This window comes from Amycolatopsis sp. NPDC054798, assembly GCF_053611505.1.
Genome location: NZ_JBSHAM010000019.1, coordinates 31121 through 51133, shown reverse-complemented (window position 1 = coordinate 51133; position 20013 = coordinate 31121). Strand labels below are relative to the sequence as shown.

Genomic DNA, 20013 nt, shown 5'->3' with positions numbered 1-20013 from the left:
CCAGTCTCCCCTCGCCGTCGAGGTGACCAGGCTAACTGCCCCGGGAAGGCAGTTCTATGACGCCGAATCCGGCCAGCGCGGCGACCGCGGCGAGGACGGCGAGGATCGCCCAGCTGATCGGGTGGCCGAGGTTGAGCGTCCAGGCGACGCCCGTCCGCCGGTGCACGAGAACCGCCGGGTCGCCGCGGTTGACGTAGACCATGCCCGCGAGGCGCCAGTACCGGTCGTCGTCGCGCTGGACGCGCCGGGAGTCTTCTTCTTCGGCAGGCAGCCGATGTCCAGCGTCGCCGACGCGGAACGCGAAGACCACCCACGCGACCGCAGCCACGGCGAGCGGGAGATAGCTGACGACAGTCGTGCCCGTCGTGGCCGGGGCGATTTCCCACACCTCGAGCGACGCCACGAGCAGGCTCGCGGCCGCACACCCGGCAGTGCCGAACAACAGTCGCAGCACGCCGGCGAGATAGGCGCGGTACCGGGCGGCCGAAGCGGTCGGCTGCGCGGCGTCGAGTTCCGGCCGGGCCCGCGGGAGTGCGACGCCCAGCAGGCCGACGAGAACGATGATCAGCAGCTGCGCGGTGACGGTCGCGAACGCACGGCCGATCGTGGTCGCACCGCGCCGGGCGGAATCCACGATCACCCCGTTCGGCGTCGGCAATGTCGCGGGCAGACTGCCGTACCGCCACGCCCCGATCGCCGCCGTGATTCCCAGCAGCGCCAACGCCGGCACCAGGAAGCTCCATTGTGGACGCACTGGAGCGGTGCGCAGCGAAGTGTCGGTCGTGACTGCCTGACGGGTGCCGGAATACCAGTCGCCAGAGCGTTTCGCGGCGGCGACCGTGCGGTGCGCGCGGTATCCGAGGCCGCTGCAGGCGATCGCGAGAACCGGCGTCGCGAACGAGGCTGCCGACAGCCAACGCAGCCAGACCGAGGCGAACGCGACCCCGACGAACGCGAGAGTGCCTGCCACCAGCACCCCGCGCGCGTAGCGATGGTGCGCGCGGACGATCTCGGGCTCCGCGGCGCGTGCCGCCGGGATCCGGACTCCGAACGGAAGCGTCGGCCAGGCCAGCGCGGGCGCCGCCCAGAACGCGCCGGCCACCAGCGCGACCACCGCGAGGTCCAGGTACACAGACCAGGTCACGGCGCGGTCTTGACGCGAAAGGACTCGAGCACCGCGCCGCAGCGGGCGGTCACCTCGTCCTCGTCCAGCCCGAGCGCGACCGCTTCGGCGAGCAAAGTGCGGAGGCGGTCCTGCCATTCGTCGCCGAATCCTGGTTCGGCGGGGCCGGACCGGGCGTCGCGGCGGATCACCGTGCCGCTCTTGCGGTTCACCCGGATCAGGCCCTGCGCCCGGAGCAGGTCGTAGGCCTTGTTCACCGTGTGGAAGTTGATGCCGAGGTCGGCGCCGAGCTGCCGGGTGGAGGGCAGCGGGTCGCCCTCGGCGAGGTCGCCTTCGGCGATCGCCTCCACCACCCGGTCGCGGATCTGCAGGTAGATCGGCGTCTCGCTGTCGAGATCCAAAGTCAGCAGCACCCGCTCAGGATATCTGCTATACATCTCATAGAACAGATAACTCATGGGGGTGGTGGCGATGGCGACGGCCGAAATCGTCGGCGACGGGCTCCGGGTGCGGTTCGCCCGATGGGAGCGGCTCGCGGTGCGGCGGGACGAGATCACGGTCCCGCTGGCCGAAGTCCGGACGGCGGAACTCGTCGGGAACCCGCTGGCCCGCACGCGCGGCGGCCGGATCGGCATGCTGGTGAGCGGGGTGTTCAAGGTCGGCGTCTGGGGGCTGGGCACCGGGACGCGGCAGCTGGTGTCGGTGCGCCGGTCCCAGCCGGCGCTGCGGATCGTCCTCGACAGCGGGAAGTTCGGCGAACTGCTCCTCAGCCTGCCCGACGCGGCCGAGCTGGCCGACGCGATCAAGGCCCGCGCATGAGCGTCGAGGCCGAGAACCTGACCAAGCGGTTCGGCGCGACGACCGCCGTCGCGGATCTGACGTTTTCCGCGCCGTCCGGGGAAATCACCGGTTTCCTCGGGCCGAACGGTTCCGGGAAGACCACGACGATGCGGATGCTCCTCGGCCTGGTCCGGCCGAGCGCCGGAACCGCGACGATCGACGGCGTCCGGTATGCCGAACTGCCGCGCCCGGCGAGCACGGTCGGCGCGGTCTTCGACGGGGCCGAACCGCACCCGTCCTGCTCCGCGCGCGACCACCTGCGCGTCTACGCGGCGATGGCCCGGCTGCCTCGCCGGCGCGTCGGCGAGGTCTTGGAGCAGCTGGAGATGACCGCTTTCGCCGACCGGCCGGCCCGCGGCTATTCCACCGGCATGCGGCGACGGCTCAGTCTCGCGACCGCGTTGCTCGGCGACCCTCGAGTGCTGGTGCTCGACGAGCCCGGCAACGGATTGGACCCGCGAGGCATGGCGTGGCTGCGCGATCTGCTGACCGGATTCGCCGCGAGCGGCCGCACCGTGCTGATCTCCAGTCACGCGCTCAGCGAACTCGAGCAGATCGCCGGGCGGGCAGTGGTCATCCGCGACGGCCGGCTCGTCGCCGCCGGGCCCCTCGCGGAGCTGACCGCGGCGGCCGAGCCCGTCGCGCTTGTCCGCTCGCCCGACGCCGGAGAACTCGCCCGCGTGCTGGGCGGAACCGCCGACCGGATCGCGCCGGACCTCTTGCGCGTCACCGGTCTCCGCACCGCCGAGATCGCGGACCGGGCGGCCGCGGCGACGCTGCGCATCCACGAGCTGACCCCGGAAAAGCCCGGTCTGGAACAGGTTTTCCTCGCCCTCACGAGCGGAGCGCCCCGATGATCGCCGCGGAACTCCGCCGCTTGCGCTCCACCCGGCTGTGGCTGTGGGCGCTCCTCACCGCCGCGGTGTGCGGCGGCGGCCTGGTCGGGCTGATCGGCTTGATCGGCCCGCAGCACGTCCAGCCGCCGATGCCCGGCCTCGACACCGCCGCCGGGGTGCGGAACGTGCTCGGCATGGCGACCGTGACGGTGCTGTTCCCCGCCGTCTTCGGCGCCGTCGCGATGACGTCGGAATACCGGCACCGCACGATCACCGTCACGTTCCTCTTCGCGCCGCGCCGCTGGCGGATCCTCACCGCGAAACTCGCGGCCTTCGCCATCGGCGGCCTCTGCTACGGCACCGTCACCGCGGCCGCCGCCGGGCTCGCGCTCTACGGAAGCGCCGCCGTCCACGGCGTGACAGTCGGTCTCGCGCCCGCGACAGTCGCCGAACTACTCCTCCGGCTAGCCGCCGCGATGACGATTTACACCGTGCTGGGCGTCGGGATCGGGGCGCTGCTGCGGAATCACGTCGCGGCGCTGGCTGTCGTGATCGGGTATCTGTACGTGGCCGAAATCGCGCTTCTCGCGATTCCCGGCGTGAACACGATCTACCCCTACCTGCCCGGCGGAGCGACCGCCGCGCTCACCGAATTCGGCTACCTCACCGACGCGCTGGCACAGCAAACCGGCCACGCGGGCGGGCATCTGCTGCCCACCGCGGGCGGAGCGCTCGTTCTCCTCGGGTACGCACTGGTCGCGGCCGGGCTGGCGGTCGCGTTCCCGCTCCGCCGGGATGTCACGTGACAGCTTCGTAAGTCGCCGCCGCGACCACCAGATCCTCCCAAGCCATCCCGACGCTCTTGAACAGCCGAGGACCCGGCACCACCTTCCGCCCCGAAGCCAGCGCCGCGAGCGGCACCAGCTCATCCGCCGTGAGCACACCGGATTCCATTGCCAGCACGACATCCCCGGCCTCGCGGGTAGCCGAACCGATCCCTTCGACGACCACAGTGGACCGTCCAATCAGGACATCGTCGACTTCCCGCGCCTCCGGTTCGTGCGAGCCCACAGCCACCACCGTGGCGTGTTCCGGCACCTTCGCGCCATCGAAAACCGGAGTCCGCGAGGACGTGCAGCACACGATCAGGTCGGCTTCGGCCACATCGTCCGCCGTGCCCACCCGGGCGAACGGGTACTGCGCGGCAAAGGTTCGCGTCCGTTCCGGATTCCGGCCGACGACCACCACCTCGCGCACTGGCCGGACCGCCCGGAACGCCTCGATGTGGCTTTCCGCCTGCGGACCCGTCCCGAACACCACCAGCCGTTCCGCGTCCGGCACGGCGAGGAGGTCCGCCGCGACCGCGGAGACGGCCGCTGTGCGCACCGAGGTGAGCGCGACACCGTCCAGGAGCGCCATCGGGGTGAGCGTCGGGCCGTCCATCAGCAGGTAATGGCCTTGGATCCGCGGCAGGCCCCGCGCCGGGTTGTCCGGCGCGACGGACGCGACCTTGACCCCGGCGTAGCGGTCCCAGAAGGCGGGCATGAGCAGGAACTGGCCGGTGGGCACCGGGACGACGGCCCGCGGCGGGTCCTGGTCCGGGTCGAGGCCGCCGGAGAGAGCGGCGCGGACCGCGTCGACGGCTTGCCGCACGGTCGGTCGGGCATTGAGGAGCAATCGCACTCCCGGAGCATCCCACAGGCCACCGACAGACCTGTTGAGCCGCAGGTCACAACAGCTTAGATACAAGCTGGGATGCATGTTAGCGTCGCAGCCGTGAACGCCTCGAAGCCCGCCGCCGACCGCGCCTACGAGCTGACCAAGGAACTGGTGCTCACCGGCGAACTGCCCGGCGGCCACCTGTTTTCCGAGGGCGAGATCGCCGAACGCCTCGGGGTCAGCCGGACGCCGGTGCGCGAGGCGTTCCTGCGGCTGCAGGTCGAGGGACTGCTCAACCTGATCCCGAAGCGCGGCGCGATCGTCGTGCCGATCACCCCCGGCGAGGCCGAGGACGTGCTCGAAGCCCGCGAGGCGGTCGAAAGCGCCGCGGTATACCGGCTGGGCCGCCGTCCGGAGCTGATCCCGGACGCGCTCGACCAGCTGCGCACGGTGCTGGACACCCAGCGCCGGCACGCGGAAGCGGGCGACGTGCCCGCGTTCGCCGAAGCCGACGAACTGTTCCACCGGACGATCGTCGCGGCCGGCGGCAATACCTTGCTGCTCGGCTTCTACACCACGCTCGCCGACCGGCAGCGCCGGATGAACGTCCACGCGCTCGCGCCGATCCCCTCCCGGCTGCCGCAGGTCGTCGGCGAACACGAAGAACTGCTCACCATCATCGCGGCGGCCGAGACGAAGGCCGGCACCTTCGCCCCGGCCCTGCGAGCACACCTGGATTCGGTGCACCGTCGATGACCACCACCGCTGATCGCGCTCCCCTGCCCGAAACACCCGAAACGACCGCCCGCCCGGCCTGGTTCCCGGCCGCCGCCGCGGTGTTCGCGTGCGGCTGGGGCGGCAACCAGTTCACCCCGCTGCTCGTGATGTACCACGCCGCGGGCTATTCCGCGTTCACCGTCGATGCCCTGCTGGGCGCGTACGTCTTCGGCCTCGTGCCGGGACTGCTGCTGTCCGGCGGACTGTCCAATCGGTACGGTCGCCGTCCGGTGATGTTCGCCGGGACCGTTTTGTCGCTGCTGGCGAGCCTGCTGCTGGCACTCGGCCCGCTCGGCGTGGCGTGGATCGCCGCCGGCCGGCTCCTCTCCGGCGTCGCGATCGCGGTCGCGATGGCCGTGGGTTCCACCTGGATCAAGGAACTCGCCGACGCCGACCCGTACAGCGCGGCCGACCTCGGCACCCGCCGCGCCGCGCTGTGCCTCACGCTCGGGCTCGGCATCGGGCCGGGCGTCGCCGGGGCGCTCGCCCAGTGGGGACCGTGGCCGATGGTCCTTCCCTATCTGGTCCACATCGGACTCGCGCTGGTCTCGCTCGCCGCGGTCACGCGCAGTCCGGAAACACTCGCCGCCCGGTCCGATTCGGTCCACGCCGCGTTGCCCGCCACCGCCCGGCATCCGCGGTTCCGCCGGGTGATCCTGCCCGCCGCGCCGTGGATCTTCGGTTCGTGCGGCGTGGCCTACGCGATCCTGCCGCAGCTCGTCCAGCACCGAACCGGGTCGTGGGCGCTGGCTTACTCCACTTTGCTCACCGTCTGCGCGATCGGCGCGGGGGTGGGAATCCAGCCGATCGCCAAGCGGGTCGACCGCGCCACCAGCGCGCGAGCCGTGCTCACCGGGATGACGGTGCTTTGCGTCGGCCTCGTCTTGAGCGTCGTCGCCGCGGCCCAGGAATCGCCGTGGATCGCGCTCGGCGCGGCAGTCGTGCTGGGCGCCGCTTACGGCATCGTCGTGGTGTCCGGTCTGCTGGAATTGCAACGTCTCGCCCGGCCGGGCGAAATCGCGGAACTCACCGGGGTGTACTACGCACTGGCCTATGCCGGATTTCTCTTGCCGTCACTTTTAGCAGCCCTGAACGGAGTAGCGGGCTACCCGGTGCTGCTCGCCGGTGTCGCATTGGCCGCCATCGCGGGAACCCTTGTGGTGACGCGGCACTCGCGCCGGCACCTGCCCCAGGACTGACCTCGATTCCGGCAAACGGGACCGAATGCGCGGCCGCGCGGAAATTCGGTCCCGTTTGCCGGGTTTGTTTCCCACTATTGTCTCTTGTGGATCGTGAAGGATTCGGAAAGAGTTCTGCTGTCGGGAAATCGAGCGCGGCACGAGTGCGCCCGATTTCGTCGGGGCCGGTAACTCACGAACCCTTCTAGCAGGAAGTGGGAACTGCACATGGGGCGTTCCTCGCGATCCGTTCGCGCCCTGGTCATGGCTGCGACCGGCAGTCTGGTGCTGGCCGGGATCACCCAGCCGGCGCAGGCTGCCGCTCCGGCCGGCACCGCGCCGCAATCGGTGATCGTGGTCCTCGCGGACCAGTTGCCCAGCGCGCCGCCCACCAAGGCGGCCTCGGACACTCGTCGCGCGAAAGCCACCCAAGAACAGGATTCGGTGCTTGCCAAGCTCACCGGCGCGGCACCGGCCAAAGTCAAGCACTTCGCACTGGGCAACGCTTTCTCCGCCACCGTCACGCCCGCACAGGCCGCGCAGCTCGCGCACGACCCGGCGGTCGCACAGGTGCTGCCGGACAGCAAGGTGACGCTGCCGGACGCCAAACCGAGCGCACCGGCCGCCGCGCCGAAGGCAGGCGGACCGGCCGCGCAGGCGCTGCCGAACGCGACCTGTCCGTCCGACCCGGCGAAACCGTTGCTGGAGCCCGAAGCGCTGACGTCGATCCGCGCGTACAGCACCAACGGCGGGAAAAGCGCGTCCGATCTGGCCAACGGAGCCGGGGTGAAGGTCGCGTTCCTCGCCGACAACATGGACCCGAACTACGCCGACTTCATCCGCCCCGACGGCAGCCACGTGTTCTCCGACTACCAGGACTTCTCCGGGGACGGTCCGAACACGACCGACTCCGGGGCCGAGGCCTTCGGCGACGCTTCGTCGATCGCCGCGCAGGGCGTCGTGGTGCATGACCTGTCGAAGTTCGTGAACGAAAAGCACCCGCTCCCGGCGGGCTGCAACATCGTCGTCAAGGGTGTCGCGCCGGGCGCGAGCCTGGTGGGCTTGAACGTTTTCGGCAAGACCGCCACGAACTCCGCGGTGCTGCAGGCGATCGACTACGCGGTGACCGTCGACCACGTCGACGTGATCAACGAGTCGCTCGGCCTCAACCAGTACCCGGATTCCAGCTCCCGCAACCTGTTCCAGGTCTTCAACGACCAAGCGGTCGCCGCGGGCGTCACGGTGACCGCCTCCAGCGGCGACGCGGGCACCACGTCCACGATCGGCAGCCCGGCCACCGACCCGCTGGTGATCTCCACCGGCGCAACGACCGACAACCGGCTGTACGCGCAGACCGGGTACGCGGCTTTCCCGTTCTCCAACGGAAAATGGGTGAGCGACAACATTTCCGCGCTGTCCTCGTCCGGCATCACGCAGAACGGCCGCACCATCGACCTCGTCGCGCCCGGCGAGGGCAACTGGGCCGACTGCTCCCCGGCGTACGCGGAATGCCGCAACTTCAACACCGTGCCGCAGCCGACCGACCTCGAATCCTTCGGCGGCACCAGCGAATCCGCCCCGCTGACCGCGGGGGTCGCCGCACTGGTGATCCAGAGCTACCGCAATGCGCACCACGGCGCGTCGCCGACGCCCGCACAGGTGAAGCAGATCATCACCAGCACCGCGCGCGACCTCAACCTCCCCGCCGACGAGCAGGGCGCTGGCCTTCTCGACGCGCGCGCGGCGGTCGAAGCGGCGCTCACCGCTCCCGGTTCGACCGGCGCCCCGGCGGGAGTCTCGTCGAACATCTCGCTGTCGGCCGACCAGCTGACGCTGGAAGGCGCGCCGGGCAGCACGCAGCAGGCGTCGGTGAACGTCACCAACTCGGGCACGAAGCCGCTGACGGTCAGCACCGGCACGCGGACGTTCGCCCCGATGGGCACGCAGACGCAGACCACCGCGTTCGACGCCGCGAAGCTGCCGACTTTCCCGTATTTCAACGGCACGAACTGGGCGTACAAGAAGGTCACGTTCTCCGTGCCGAACGGCGCGCAGCGGCTGCTGGCGCGGATGGCCTGGCAGGGCAGCCCGAAGACGGTCAACGGCCAGTCGGTCACCCCGGTGGTGCGGCTGACGCTGCTCGCGCCGGACGGCACTTTCGTCGCCAACAGCCGTCCGCAGGGCGGGGCCGCGACGGCGAACTACGCCAACGTGGACGTCACGCGGCCGGCAGCGGGCACGTGGACCGCGGTGCTGTACTCCGCGTCCGGACCGGCCGGCTACACCGGTGACGTCCAGCTCGCGACCACCGCGCAGCGCACCGTCCCGTACGGCCAGGTGTCGCCGCAGATCCTGGAGCTCAAGCCGGGCCAGACGAAGCCGGTGCACGTCTCGCTGCAGACCCCGAGCAGCGGCGGCGACGCGGACTACTCGATCACCTTCGGCAGCTCCGACGGCCACCAGACCAGCGTGTCCGCCGTGCTGCGCGCGCTGATCCCGACGAACAACGGCCCTGGCTCCTTCAGCGGCACGATCACCGGCGGCAACGCCCGTGCCGTGTCGCCCGCGCAGACGTTCTCCTACGAATTCGACGTGCCGCGCGGCAAGCGGGACCTCGACGTCGCGGTGAAACTGCAGGATCCGGGCACGCTGCTCGACGGCGTCCTGGTGGACCCGAACGGCGAACTCGCCGACGTGAACAGCAACGCCTACCTCGATTCGGCCACCACGCTGAAGCAGGGCACCGGGCTGCAGCTCGTCGACGCGAACCCTCTGCCGGGCCGCTGGCACCTCGTGCTCGTCGTGCAGAACCCGGTGACGGGCAAGCAGATCGACCAGCCGTTCACCGGAACCGTCGGCTTCGACCAGGTCTCGGCCAGCGCGCCCGCGCTGCCGCAGTCCGCGTCGCTCGCGGCGGGCAAGGCCGTGACCGTGCCGGTGACGGTCCGCAACGCCGGGGTCGAGCCGATCGCGATCGGCGTCGACGCGCGCACGACCGCCCGGCAAACGCTTCAGCCGCAACCGATCCAGGGTTCGACCGAGGTCGATCTGCCGGAGCTGAACACGAACGCGCCGGTGTACTCGATCCCGCCGGAGACGAGCAAGTTCACCGTCGCGACGTCCTCGACCGTGCCCGCGCAGGCGGAAATCCAGGGCTCGGCGGCGGGCATCGACGTGCTCGGCGACCTGAAGTCGGCGCAGAACGGCAGCACCGTGTCGGTCGCGACGATCGGCGAGAAGACCGGGTACGTCACCAAGGGCGTCTGGTACGCCGACGTGCAGGAGATCGGCCCGTTCGGTCCGGAGGGCGCGCCCGCCGGGCATTCCAGCTACACGGCGTCGATCGAGACCGCGGGCTTCGACAGCTCGGTGACGTCGTCGACCGGCGACCCGTACGGGCAGTCGGTGGACCCGAACGGCACCGGAGGCACGCCGCAGCTGGTGAAACCGGGCGAAACCGCGACCATCCAGGTGACGATCAGGCCGTCCGGCGATCGCGGGCAAAAGGTTTCCGGGCACTTGAACATCGTGACCGTGCCTTCGCTGCCGACCGGCGTGACCGGTCTGCCGCAGGTCGGAACCGGTGAGGTGCTGGCGACTCTGCCGTACAGCTACCGCATCGGCTGACGCGTTCCGTGAGGTCCGTGAAGGACTCCTTGAGGGAATCAGATTCCCTCAAGGAGTCCTTCACGGACGGCAATGGACAAGCGTGCGGAGGAATTCGGCATGCGCGAGCGTCATCGCCGCACGGACCTGTGGCACGCAGGAGGCGACTCGTCCGCCGTCGGTCCAGACGAGCACAAGAGTCGAGTTCGTGGCCGCGCAGTGCAGCGGGCGGTAGGCGGTGTCCGGCATCGGTGTCACCGGCGGAGCTGTCACGGTCAGGATTCCGGCTCCGTAACCGAGACACAACGCCGCCCAATCGCTTTCGGCGTAGCAGAGCCGCGGATCGGCACCGGCGTCGGCGAAGGCCGCGAGCAGCGCGCGCGTCCGGGGCTGCACAGTCTGGTCAAGGAGAACGCATCTCTGACCGGACAGCGCGGCCGGGGTGAGCGAGTCCGGAACGCCTAGCGGGTGTCCGGAAGGAATGCCGACCACAAGCGGTTCCGTGGCTACCGACACCCACTCAAGGGCGGCATGTTCCCGCACGGCGTCCTGCCGCAGCACGCCGAGGTCCAGCTCGTCGCGAAGCAGCGCTCCGGCGAGCTCCGCAGCCGATTCGCCAGTCCGGACCGCCAGTTCTGCTTCGGGATTGCGGTGGCTCACCTCGCGGATCAGCCGCGGCAGCACAGGCGTCGGCACGGAGCCGATCCGGATTCGCGCGGCGGACTGCTGAAGGCCGGCGCGAGCGGCGGTCAGCATCCGGTCGAACTGCGGCACCACGACCGAGGCGTGTTCGAGCAGGAGCTCGCCGGTTTCGGTGAACAGCTTCCCGGCCGGTTCCGCGGCCAGCAGTTCGGCGCCGATCATCCGCTCCAGCCGTTTGATCCGCAGCGCGAGCTTGGCCGGGGTGCTTCCGAGCACAGCCGCCGCGGCGGCCACGCTGCCCGCTTCGGCGACCGCGACCACCAGTTTCAGCTGCCGCAGCTCGATGTCCGGACGGATCAGCTCGTCCGGGCGGTCAGCCACGGCAGTTCTTTCGGAATCGCGCGCGGGCCGTTCGCGCCGCGCTCGTCGTGATAGGTGTCGAGGACCAAACCGGCCAGCAGGCCCACCCGCGCGGCGACCGGACTGTCCTCGCGGTACAGCAGGAAATGGCTGGTCCGCATCCGCAGTTCCCGGACCGGCCGGTGCACCACGCCCGGGGCCAGCGGGCGGGACGCCTGGATGAGCGTCACGTCGCCCTGGTAGCGGACGATCTCGTCGCGGGGGCCGGAGACCGGCACGTGATGGGCGATCACCGGGGCGAACCCGTACGGGCCGCAGACCCGGGCCAGGAACTCGCGGCAGCGGTCCGGCCCGGTCGAGGAGATCCACCGCTCGTGCTCCAGTTCGGCCAGGTCCACCGTGTGCCGGGCGGCCAGCGGATGCCAGTCCGGGAGCATCATCAGCAGCGGGTCCTCGGCGAGGTCGATCCGGCCGGTGTTCGCCGGCAGCGGCACCTCGCACTGCTCGGACAGCACGGCGAGGTCGAGTTCGCCGCGGCCGAACCAGCCGACCATCTCCGCGGTCGACTCGGCGGTCCGGATCTCCGCCCGGTCGCCGAGCCCGGCCGTCTCCAGCGCGCGGAGCAGAGAGCCGGACAGCGGGGTTTCCGACCAGCCGACTCGCAGCGCGCCGGCCCGCTGGGCGCCCTGCTGCGCGAGTGCGGGCCCGATCCGGGCGGTGCGCGCGAGGATCCCGTCCGCGTAGTCGAGGATCAGCTGCCCGAACGGCGTGGGCCGCACCCCGGCGCGGGCGCGCTCGAACAGCGACCGGCCGAGCAGCTCCTCGATCCGGCGCAGTTCGCGGCTGAGCGCGGGCTGCGGCAGCACCAGTTCGACGGCGGCGCGGTTGAGGCTGCCCGCTTTCGCGATCGCCTGGAGGTGGCGCAAATGCTTCAGTTCCAACTCCACGAAAGTCCACGATATGACTTCCCCCGCGGCGAGTGCACCGGCGAAAGTGTGGCGATTGCCCGACCAAAGTAGGAAAACCTCTTTCCGAACCGCGGCCGCCCGCCGTCCCGCGACGGCATAACCGGCAGGCATTACCCGCGCCGCTTCGATCCCGGCACAGTGAGCCGCACCAGTCCCGCCCCGCCGGGAGAAATCGCGGAATCGAGACGAGAAAAGGTGGAGGGTTCCCATGTTCGACGCGACTCCGCTGTCTTCCGGCTGCGCCAGCCTGTATCCGGACGTCCGGCACGCCTGTGTCGGGGTGAGCCCGTTCAACGGCTATTTCACCGCGGAACGGCTGACCCGGCTCGCCGCGTGGACCGCGGACCGCTTCGCCGAGTTCTGCTTTTTCGTGCCGGACGAGGTCACCGCCTACACACTCGAAGCGCTCGGATACCCGCCGGCCAGGGCGAAACAGAAAGCGCACCGGCAGTCCTGCCACGTGCACAACAAGATCGCCGCCGCGCTGCGGGCGCTGGACGTGCCCGACCCGGAGAGCCGGATCCTCGGCATGGCCCGGCTGCGCGAACTGCCCGCCTATCGGCGGCTGCTGGCCGAGGCGGAAAACCACTTCGAAACCGACGGCGCATTCCGTTCCGCCTGCTACGGCGCTTCCACCTGGGTGCTGCAGGGCCGGACCGGAAACGTGCCGGACGAGCGGGCGCTGCGGCTCGCGGTCCGCTACTTCCTCGCCGAACTCCCGTTGTTCGCCGGTTCCGGGATCGTCACCGGAAATCCGCGGTCGATGTTCGTCTACCACCAGCGGGTGCCGTTTCTGCAGAAGTTCTTCGACCGGGAATTCGCGTTCCAGCCCAAGGCGGGCCAGGGTTTCCTGGTGGTCGCCGAAGCCGCGCTGGAAGCGACCGGCCGATGAGCGATCGCCACGACGACTATTCTCTGACCCGCGTCCCCGACGCCGCCCGCCGGTCCTGGCCCTCGGTCGCCGTGCAGCGGTTCGGGCAGGTCTCGTCGTTCCAGCAGTTCATCGTCGGCGCGCTGCTCGGCTACGGCATGACGTTCTGGCAAGCGGTGCTGGCCATCACGATCGGTTCGGTGCTGCTGGAGGTCATCACCGTGCTGCTCGGCATCGCCGGGGTGCGGGAGGGGCTGTCCACCTCGGTGCTGGCCCGCTGGGCCGGGTTCGGCCGGAAGGGTTCCGCGCTGGTCGGCCTGCTGGTGGCGATCAGTCTCGCGGGCTGGTTCGGCGTGCAGAACGGGGTGTTCGCGCACGGGATGCACGCCCTCGGCGGAGTGCTGCCGGAGTGGGGCTGGGCGCTGCTCGGCGGGCTGGTGATCACCGTGATCACGGTCTACGGCTTCCGCCTGATGGCCTGGACCGCCTACCTGACCGTGCCCGCTTTCCTTGTGCTGGCGGGGTATTCGGTGTTCGACGCGCTGCACACGCATTCGCTCGCGGCCCTGATTTCCGCTCCCCCGCCGGGACCGCCCCTGTCGCTCGGCGCGGCGACCACGCTGGTGTCCGGGGCGTTCATCCTCGGCGCGCTGATGACCCCGGACATGACGCGGTTCAACCGCACCCGCGGCGACGTGGTCAAGCAGACCGTGCTCAGCGTGACGCTCGGGGAGTACCTGATCGGGCTGATCGGCGTGCTGCTCGCGCACGCCGCCGCGACCTCGGACGTCGTCGGCATCGTCACCTCCTCCTCGGGGGTGCTCGGCACGCTGGTGCTGGCGACCGCGATCCTCAAGATCAACGACTGGAACCTGTACTCCTCCTCGCTCGGCCTGGTCAACGTCGTGGATGTGCTGTTCGACCGGAAGGTCCGCCGGGTGCACGTGGTGCTGGTGCTCGGGGTCTTCGGCACGGCGGCGTCCGCGCTCGGCATCGCCGACCACTTCGCCGGGTTCCTGACCGCGGTCGGCGTGCTCACCCCGCCGGTCGCCGGGGTGCTGATCGCGGAGTACTTCGTGCTTCGCCGGTGCCGTCCCGTTTTCGCCGCCCTGCGCCGGGGCCAGGCGGTCGCCGGCCGTAACTGGGCGCCGGCCGCGCTGGTCAGCTGGGCGCTCGGGACGGCGTTCGCGCTCGTCTTCGATTTCGGGATTCCCACGATCAACTCGGTGGTCGTGGCGTTCGTCAGTTACCTCGCGGCGGGCCTGCTGACCCGCCGCCGGAACCCGGGAGGAACCGGCATGCTGCCGCTGATCGGCCGCGAAGAGCTGAAAACCGCGATGGACGAGGGCACGGTGATCGTCGTCGACACCATGCCCGCCGACTACTACGCCCGCGAACACCTGCCCGGCGCCCGCAACATCCCGGGCTTCCCCTACGAGCAGGCCGCGCGGTTCACCGACGAGCACGCCCCGCGGGTGGTCCCGGACAAGAGCGCGGCGATCGTCGTCTACTGCGCCAACACCCCTTGCCGCAACAGCGAATTCGTCGGAGCCCGGCTGCTCGAGCTCGGCTACCGCGACGTCCGCAAGTACCGCGAAGGAATCGAAGACTGGGTCGGAGCCGGCCATCCCACCGAAACCGGCCCCGCCCCCGAAGCCCCGGCGCGTCCCGCGCCGGTGCCGGTCAACCACCCCGAATAAAGGAGAGAACATGGGAACCAGAATCCGGATGTTCGCAGCCGTCGCGGCGATCACGGCGGGGGTCCTCGGCGGTGCCGCGGCGGCACCGGCGAACGCGGCGCAGACCCCGGCGTCCTACGTCTCGCTGGCCCCGCAGGACGAGACCGTCATCGACGTGACCTCGGCCAACTACGACCAGGTGATGGAGATGTCCAAGACCAAGCCGGTGGTGCTGGACTTCTACGCCAGCTGGTGCGGCCCCTGTCAGAAGATGGCTCCCTACCTGGAGAAATACCACGCGGCCGACAACGGCAAGTGGATCTGGGCGAAGGTGGACCTGAGCGAGCAGGGCCAGAACAAGGACATCGCCGACAAGTACGGCATCGAGTACATCCCGACGCTGATCGACATCTCCAGCGGCCAGGAGAAGGGCAGCCGGGTGGTCGGCTTCGACGAGGGCAGCGGCCCGGACGACCTGCGCACCTGGCTGAACAACCTCTGATATCGCCTGCCTCCGCCGGGATGCCCCCAGATCCCGGCGGAGGCTCCCCGAAGGGACGACCATGAAACGCACCCCGAAAGCCGTCGTGCTGGCGGCGCTTCTCACCATCGCGGCTGGCTCGGTGCCGATGGCTGCCTCTGCTTCGCCGGGCGACACCGCGGTGTACATCGTGCGGCTCAAGCCGATGGACAAAGACAAGGACAAGGTCACCGCCGCCGCGAACACGCTGATCGCCAAGTACGGCGGCACGCTGCGCCGGGTCTATTACTCGGTCTCGCAAGCGTTTTCCCTTTCCGCGACCCGCGAGCAGCACGACAAGTACCTGACCGACGCCGCGGTCACCACGGTCGGGGACAACCAGGTCTACACCGCGGCCGGAACCCAGGAAGACCCGCCTTCGTGGGGACAGGACCGGATCGACCAGACCGACCTCCCGCTCGACGGCAGCTACACCTACCCGAACACCGCGGCGAACGTGCACGTGTACGTGCTCGACACCGGGGTGCGCACGAGCCACCACGACTTCGGCGGACGCGCGCACGCCGCGTACGACGCGGTCGATCCCGGCGGGGACCTGAGCGGATCGGACTGCAACGGACACGGCACCCAGGTCGCGGCCGCCATCGCGGGCCGCCGCTACGGGGTCGCGAAAGAGGCTTCGGTCGAATCGGTGCGGACCCTCGGCTGCGACGGCACGGGCACATCCGAGCAGATCCTGTCCGCTTTGGACTGGGTGAACCTCAACGCGCAGCGCCCGGCCCTGCTGAACCTCAGCTTCGCCGGTCCCAGCGGGACGGTCCTCGACATCCAGCTCTACAAGATGACCCAGAACGGTCTCGCCTACACCGCCGCCGCGGGCAACGGCACCGGCGGCACCGGGGTGAACGCCTGCGACATCACGCCTGCCCGGCAGACCACCGGGATCACCGTAGGAGCGACCGATCCGGCCGACCGCCGGGTGCCGTCGTCGAATTTCGGCAGCTGCGTGGATCTTTACGCGCCCGGCGAGGACATCCAGACCGCGAGCAACGCCGGGGACTGCGCGTCCAGCGTGGTTTCCGGGACGTCGATCGCTTCGGCGGAAGCGGCCGGGGTCGCCGCGATGTACCTGTCCGCGCACCCGGACGCCGCCCCGGACGCGGTGCTCAAGGGCCTGACCGACGCGGCGGCGAAGGACAAGGTCGGCGATCCCGGCGAGGGTTCGCACAACCTGTTGCTGCACACCGCGTAGCCGGTGCGGCCGGGTGCCGCGACCCCACCCGGCCGCACCCCCGCCGCACACTTCAACGGCGTGTTCACGGTGCGCAGCCGATGCGGTCGCCAAACCGCGATCCCGACGAGGCATCCCAGAACCTGCTGATGAAGACCGCGTGACCGGCGCGGCCGGGCTGGCCGCCACGACCCCAGGGACCACCATGGACATCACGGCGCCGCCCGGCCGCACCGCCCTCCCCCTGCCCGCGCTGCTGGCGCTGGCCACGTCGGTGTTCCTCGGCTGCCTGACCGAGGTCGTCCCGGCCGGGATCCTGCTCCCGGCGGCGGCCGACCTCGGGGTGTCCCCGGCCGCCGCGGGACAGCTGGTGACGGTGTACGCGATCACCACCGCGATCACCGCGCTGCCGCTGACCGCCGCGTCGGCCCGGATGCCCCGCCGGAAACTCCTGCTCCTGCTGGTGGCCGGGTTCGTGGCGGCCAACCTGACGGTCGCGCTGGCCCCGTGGTTCGCGCTCGTGCTCGGGGCGCGGGTGGTTTCCGGAGCGCTCACCGGGATTCTGTGGTCGCTGGTGGCGAACTACGCCATGCGCCTGGTGCCCGCGCACCAGTCCGGCCGCGCGCTCGCCGTCGCGATGGCGGGCACGCCGGTCGGGTTCGCGCTCGGCGTCCCGGCAGGTGCCGCGCTCGGCGATCTCGTCGGCTGGCGCTGGGTGTTCGCCGGGATGGCGCTCGTCGCGGCGCCGCTGCTGTGGTGGATCGTGGCGGTGGTTCCGCCGCTGTCCGGCGAGGAACCGGGAGCCCGGACGAGCCTCCGCACGGTGCTGCGCACGCCGGGGTTGCGCCCGCTGTTGCTTCTGGTGATTGCGTTTTCCCTGGCGCACAACATGTTCTACACCTACCTCGGGCCGTTCTACGCCGGTCGCGGACATCTCGCGCTGTTAAGCACCGGCCTATTGCTGTTCGGGGTCGCCACGGTGGCCGGGCTGTGGGTGGTCGGGATCGCCCTCGACCGGCATCCTCGCGCCGTGCTGACGTGCTGCGCCGGCGCCGCCGCCTGCTGTTTCGCGATACTGGTCCTCGGCGGACGCGAGCCGGTGCTGCTGCTCGCCGCGAGTGCGTTGTGGGGCTTGGCTTTCGGCGGTGCGCCGACTTCCTTCCAAGCGGTCACCGCGGTACTGGCCGGACGCCGGGCCGACGTCGCGCAGTCGCTGACCATCGCGAGCTGGAACGGCGCCGTCGCGGGCGGTGCGCTGATCGGCGGGATTGTGCTCGGCGCCGCGCCCGGCGCGTTGCCCTGGGCGGCCGTCGCACTGATGGTCGTGCCGGTTTTCCTTGCTGGCTTCGTGCTTCCGCGCCAGTGAAGTCCGGCTACCTCTTTTCCCCGGACTCAGCGGGCACCGTGCCGGTCGCGGCGGCGTGGCAGGCACCGAAGCCCTCCGCGCGAAGCAGAATCCGTCCATTGTGGACCCGGATGGCCGTCTCGGTCGCGTCGCTCACCGCCGAAACTCCAGCCGCCGCGGCCACCGCACCGGTTTCGTCCACGACTACCCGCACGTCCGGCCACGCCGATTCCGGGCACGACCGCTTCAGCGACCCTCGCAGATCAGCCAGCACCAGATTGGTCAACGGCACCAGCTCCCCCGGCTGACCGGTCACCACGACGAGCGTGACCTCCCCGGCCGCGCGCAAGGCTTCCTCCACCGCGGACAGCCGGTGCAGGCCCACCACCGCGACCACTCCGTCGCCGTCGATGCGGACCGGACGCTCTCTCAACGCGTCGAAAACCTCTGGCGGAGACCAGGTTTCCCCGGCGGCCCGCGCTTGCGGCACGATCGGCGGCTCCGGCCAGGTGTCGGCCAAACCCAGCGTCGGCAACGCTTCGCACACGCGCACGACGTGGAACGGCTCCCCGAAACCGGGTGCCGCGGCCGCGAGCTGGCTCGCCCCGTGCAGAGTCGTCAGCGCCGCTTCCGCCACTCGCACCAATCGTCCGGACGACGGCGAAAGCCTTTCCAGTGCAAGGCCGAGCACGATCGCATCGAACCGCAGCAGCTGCGCGTACGGCCGGTGGGTGAGTTCGTCGGCGAGGATTTCCGGCAGCAGGTCGACACCGAGGCGCGCGTCCGGGTCGGTGGCCAGCGGCAGCCGGGCGACCCAGGCGCGGGCGAACGCGCCGAGGACTTCCGCGGGCGTCAGGCCCGGGTCCGGCTCGGGCGGCTGGGCGGCGAACCGTTCCGCTTCCGCCGCGAGCACGGCGAAGTAGAGCGCGCGTTTGCCGGGGAAGTTGGAGTAGACCGCGCCGCGGGTCAGCTCGGCGCGTTCGGCGATGACGTCGATCTTGGCGTCGCGGAACCCGCGTTCGGTGAACTCGTCGCGCGCGGCGGCGAGCACCTTCGCCCGGTTGCGCTCCTGCGTCTGCGCCCTGGTCAGCCGAGCCATCGTGAGTCCTCCCGGTCCGCTTCCTTGCCAAGATACCGCCATCATTCATATGATGAGATCATCTGAACAGAACATCTGGAGGCTGCGGTGTCCCCCTCGTCCCCCGTTCCCGAACTCGACCTGGCCGATCCGGCCGTCCTGCACGACCCGTTCACTGCGTTCGGAGCCGCTCGCGAACAGGGCCCGGTCGCCAAGCTGACCGGCACCGGCTTCCCGCCGATGTGGGTGCTGACGCGGCACGCCGAAGCGCGCGCGATGCTCACTGACCAGCGGTTCGCCTTGAGCGAGGCCAGCTACCAGCGTCCGGACGTGCCCGAGCACTGCCGTCCTTACCTGCGGACCATGCAGGAAATGGAAGGAGCCGAGCACGCCCGGCTGCGCCGCCTCGCCACCCCCGCCTTCGCCGCCCGCCGCGCGCTGGACTTCCGGCCGGAGATCGAGAAGATCGTCGCGCGGTACCTGGACGCGCTGCCCGCGGGAGGCCCCATCGACCTGCTGGCCGAGTTCGCCCAGCCACTGCCGATGGAGGTCATCTGCGCGCTCGTCGGCGTTCCGGAGGCCGAACGGCCGCGCTGGCACGAATACGGCGCGGCGGTCGTGCAGGTGTCCGGCGGCGAGTTCGCCTCCGCAGTGCCCGGGATCATCGACAGCTCGCGAACGCTGGTCGCGCATCCGGACAGCGCGCTGCTGGCGCATCTGACGAGCGCGGGCCTGAGCGAAACGGAATCCGTCGCGCTCGTCTGGCAGCTCGTCCTGGCCGGGCAGACTCCGGCGAACTTCATCGCCAATTCCGTGGAAACCCTGCTGGTGCACCCGGATCAGCTCGCGCTGCTGCGCGCGGAACCGGAATTGTGGCCGGGCGCGGTCGAGGAATTGATGCGCTGGTGCGGTTCGCAGCTGCTGACGATTCCCCGCCGGGCCACCGAAGACCTGGAATTGCACGGAGTGCGGATCCGTGAGGGCGAGCCGGTGACCGCCTCGATCGCGGCGGCGAACCGGGATCCGCGCGTCTTCGCCGATCCGGACCGATTCGACGTCCGCCGCTCGGCCGGCGCGCACCTCGGTTTCGCGCACGGCCCGCACTTCTGTCTCGGCGCGTCGTTCGCGCGGGTGCAGGCGGAGGTGGCGCTGACCGCGTTGCTGGACCGGTTCCCCGGGCTGCGTGTCCTCGAGGCGAAGCGGGTACCCGACCCCGGGACGTGGCGGCTCGCCGGGCTGACGGTCGCTTGGTAGCGCCCTCGATCGGGTGAGGTCCCGGCGGCGCGGCCCCCGTCCGGCTACCGTTTCGCCAGGTCAGCACGACACCCGGGAGGCAATC

18 protein-coding genes are annotated in these 20013 nt (G+C 70.5%); 12 read left to right on the top strand and 6 right to left on the bottom strand.

Annotated features, from left to right (window positions below; translation table 11 throughout):
- Positions 1 to 31: 31 nt before the first annotated feature.
- Both ACWGIC_RS14680 and ACWGIC_RS14675 read right to left on the bottom strand, forming a co-directional pair.
- A complete protein-coding gene (locus tag ACWGIC_RS14680) occupies positions 32 to 1144 on the bottom strand; it encodes a DUF1648 domain-containing protein (protein ID WP_452076425.1) in 1113 nt (370 codons plus the stop codon).
- A complete protein-coding gene (locus ACWGIC_RS14675; protein ID WP_452076424.1) occupies positions 1141 to 1536 on the bottom strand; it encodes a GntR family transcriptional regulator in 396 nt (131 codons plus the stop codon). Before ACWGIC_RS14675 ends, ACWGIC_RS14680 begins: the two co-directional genes overlap by 4 nt.
- A gap of 58 nt (positions 1537 to 1594) precedes the next feature.
- Between ACWGIC_RS14675 and ACWGIC_RS14670 the strand changes: the two genes are divergently transcribed.
- Genes ACWGIC_RS14670 through ACWGIC_RS14660 form a run of 3 tightly spaced genes read left to right on the top strand, consistent with a single transcriptional unit; the run spans position 1595 to position 3605 of the window.
- Positions 1595 to 1942: a hypothetical protein gene (locus tag ACWGIC_RS14670; protein WP_452076423.1), complete on the top strand. Its 348-nt coding sequence runs from the start codon at positions 1595 to 1597 to the stop codon at positions 1940 to 1942.
- Positions 1939 to 2820 (top strand): ABC transporter ATP-binding protein, encoded by an 882-nt coding sequence (locus tag ACWGIC_RS14665; RefSeq protein WP_452076422.1) that lies wholly within the window; start codon positions 1939 to 1941, stop codon positions 2818 to 2820. Before ACWGIC_RS14670 ends, ACWGIC_RS14665 begins: the two co-directional genes overlap by 4 nt.
- Positions 2817 to 3605, top strand: a complete 789-nt coding sequence (locus ACWGIC_RS14660; RefSeq protein WP_452076421.1) for an ABC transporter permease — start codon at positions 2817 to 2819, stop codon at positions 3603 to 3605. Before ACWGIC_RS14665 ends, ACWGIC_RS14660 begins: the two co-directional genes overlap by 4 nt.
- On the opposite strand, the gene ACWGIC_RS14655 is transcribed toward ACWGIC_RS14660, so the two are convergent.
- A complete protein-coding gene (locus ACWGIC_RS14655; protein WP_452076420.1) occupies positions 3598 to 4482 on the bottom strand; it encodes an ornithine cyclodeaminase family protein in 885 nt (294 codons plus the stop codon). The two genes, ACWGIC_RS14660 and ACWGIC_RS14655, sit on opposite strands and share 8 nt — an antisense overlap.
- Positions 4483 to 4575: 93 nt before the next feature.
- Here ACWGIC_RS14655 and ACWGIC_RS14650 point away from each other — a divergent pair, with 93 nt between their 5' ends.
- From ACWGIC_RS14650 to ACWGIC_RS14640, 3 genes are all read left to right on the top strand, one after another.
- On the top strand, positions 4576 to 5214 hold the full coding sequence (locus ACWGIC_RS14650; protein WP_452076419.1) for a GntR family transcriptional regulator: 639 nt from the start codon (positions 4576 to 4578) through the stop codon (positions 5212 to 5214).
- A complete protein-coding gene (locus ACWGIC_RS14645; protein WP_452076418.1) occupies positions 5211 to 6434 on the top strand; it encodes an MFS transporter in 1224 nt (407 codons plus the stop codon). The genes ACWGIC_RS14650 and ACWGIC_RS14645 overlap by 4 nt, the downstream gene beginning before the upstream one ends.
- A gap of 243 nt (positions 6435 to 6677) precedes the next feature.
- A complete protein-coding gene (locus tag ACWGIC_RS14640) occupies positions 6678 to 10040 on the top strand; it encodes a S8 family serine peptidase (RefSeq protein ID WP_452076417.1) in 3363 nt (1120 codons plus the stop codon).
- A 60-nt stretch (positions 10041 to 10100) separates the two neighbouring features.
- Here the strand turns inward: ACWGIC_RS14640 and ACWGIC_RS14635 are convergent, their stop codons facing one another.
- Both ACWGIC_RS14635 and ACWGIC_RS14630 read right to left on the bottom strand, forming a co-directional pair.
- A complete protein-coding gene (locus ACWGIC_RS14635; protein WP_452076416.1) occupies positions 10101 to 11042 on the bottom strand; it encodes a LysR substrate-binding domain-containing protein in 942 nt (313 codons plus the stop codon).
- Positions 11018 to 11968, bottom strand: coding sequence for a LysR family transcriptional regulator (locus tag ACWGIC_RS14630; protein WP_452076415.1), 951 nt, complete (start codon positions 11966 to 11968; stop codon positions 11018 to 11020). The genes ACWGIC_RS14635 and ACWGIC_RS14630 overlap by 25 nt, the downstream gene beginning before the upstream one ends.
- A gap of 229 nt (positions 11969 to 12197) precedes the next feature.
- Here ACWGIC_RS14630 and ACWGIC_RS14625 point away from each other — a divergent pair, with 229 nt between their 5' ends.
- The 5 genes from ACWGIC_RS14625 (at position 12198) to ACWGIC_RS14605 (ending at position 17617) form a co-directional block, all read left to right on the top strand.
- On the top strand, positions 12198 to 12881 hold the full coding sequence (locus tag ACWGIC_RS14625; protein ID WP_452076414.1) for a tRNA-dependent cyclodipeptide synthase: 684 nt from the start codon (positions 12198 to 12200) through the stop codon (positions 12879 to 12881).
- Positions 12878 to 14560, top strand: coding sequence for a cytosine permease (locus ACWGIC_RS14620; RefSeq protein WP_452076413.1), 1683 nt, complete (start codon positions 12878 to 12880; stop codon positions 14558 to 14560). The genes ACWGIC_RS14625 and ACWGIC_RS14620 overlap by 4 nt, the downstream gene beginning before the upstream one ends.
- Before the next feature lie 10 nt (positions 14561 to 14570).
- Complete coding sequence (locus ACWGIC_RS14615; protein ID WP_452076412.1) at positions 14571 to 15041, top strand: thioredoxin family protein; 471 nt, start codon at positions 14571 to 14573, stop codon at positions 15039 to 15041.
- A 61-nt stretch (positions 15042 to 15102) separates the two neighbouring features.
- Positions 15103 to 16272, top strand: a complete 1170-nt coding sequence (locus ACWGIC_RS14610; RefSeq protein WP_452076411.1) for a S8 family peptidase — start codon at positions 15103 to 15105, stop codon at positions 16270 to 16272.
- A gap of 139 nt (positions 16273 to 16411) precedes the next feature.
- The gene (locus ACWGIC_RS14605; RefSeq protein ID WP_452076410.1) at positions 16412 to 17617 is read left to right on the top strand and encodes an MFS transporter; all 1206 of its coding nucleotides are present in this window, start codon (positions 16412 to 16414) and stop codon (positions 17615 to 17617) included.
- Positions 17618 to 17624: 7 nt separating this feature from the next.
- Here ACWGIC_RS14605 and ACWGIC_RS14600 read toward each other — a convergent pair whose 3' ends face one another.
- Positions 17625 to 18695: a TetR/AcrR family transcriptional regulator gene (locus ACWGIC_RS14600; protein WP_452076409.1), complete on the bottom strand. Its 1071-nt coding sequence runs from the start codon at positions 18693 to 18695 to the stop codon at positions 17625 to 17627.
- A gap of 87 nt (positions 18696 to 18782) precedes the next feature.
- Here ACWGIC_RS14600 and ACWGIC_RS14595 point away from each other — a divergent pair, with 87 nt between their 5' ends.
- The gene (locus ACWGIC_RS14595; RefSeq protein ID WP_452076408.1) at positions 18783 to 19928 is read left to right on the top strand and encodes a cytochrome P450 family protein; all 1146 of its coding nucleotides are present in this window, start codon (positions 18783 to 18785) and stop codon (positions 19926 to 19928) included.
- Positions 19929 to 20013 lie beyond the last annotated feature (85 nt).

What these genes read in the sequence shown, in the direction of transcription:
- ACWGIC_RS14670 (WP_452076423.1), top strand. Translation starts at nt 1,595, where the DNA reads ATGGCGACGGCCGAAATCGTCGGCGACGGGCTCCGGGTGCGGTTCGCC.
- ACWGIC_RS14665 (WP_452076422.1), top strand. Translation starts at nt 1,939, where the DNA reads ATGAGCGTCGAGGCCGAGAACCTGACCAAGCGGTTCGGCGCGACGACC.
- ACWGIC_RS14660 (WP_452076421.1), top strand. Translation starts at nt 2,817, where the DNA reads ATGATCGCCGCGGAACTCCGCCGCTTGCGCTCCACCCGGCTGTGGCTG.
- ACWGIC_RS14645 (WP_452076418.1), top strand. Translation starts at nt 5,211, where the DNA reads ATGACCACCACCGCTGATCGCGCTCCCCTGCCCGAAACACCCGAAACG.
- ACWGIC_RS14640 (WP_452076417.1), top strand. Translation starts at nt 6,678, where the DNA reads ATGGCTGCGACCGGCAGTCTGGTGCTGGCCGGGATCACCCAGCCGGCG.
- ACWGIC_RS14625 (WP_452076414.1), top strand. Translation starts at nt 12,198, where the DNA reads ATGTTCGACGCGACTCCGCTGTCTTCCGGCTGCGCCAGCCTGTATCCG.
- ACWGIC_RS14620 (WP_452076413.1), top strand. Translation starts at nt 12,878, where the DNA reads ATGAGCGATCGCCACGACGACTATTCTCTGACCCGCGTCCCCGACGCC.
- ACWGIC_RS14615 (WP_452076412.1), top strand. Translation starts at nt 14,571, where the DNA reads ATGGGAACCAGAATCCGGATGTTCGCAGCCGTCGCGGCGATCACGGCG.
- ACWGIC_RS14610 (WP_452076411.1), top strand. Translation starts at nt 15,103, where the DNA reads ATGAAACGCACCCCGAAAGCCGTCGTGCTGGCGGCGCTTCTCACCATC.
- ACWGIC_RS14600 (WP_452076409.1), bottom strand. Translation starts at nt 18,695, where the DNA reads ATGGCTCGGCTGACCAGGGCGCAGACGCAGGAGCGCAACCGGGCGAAG.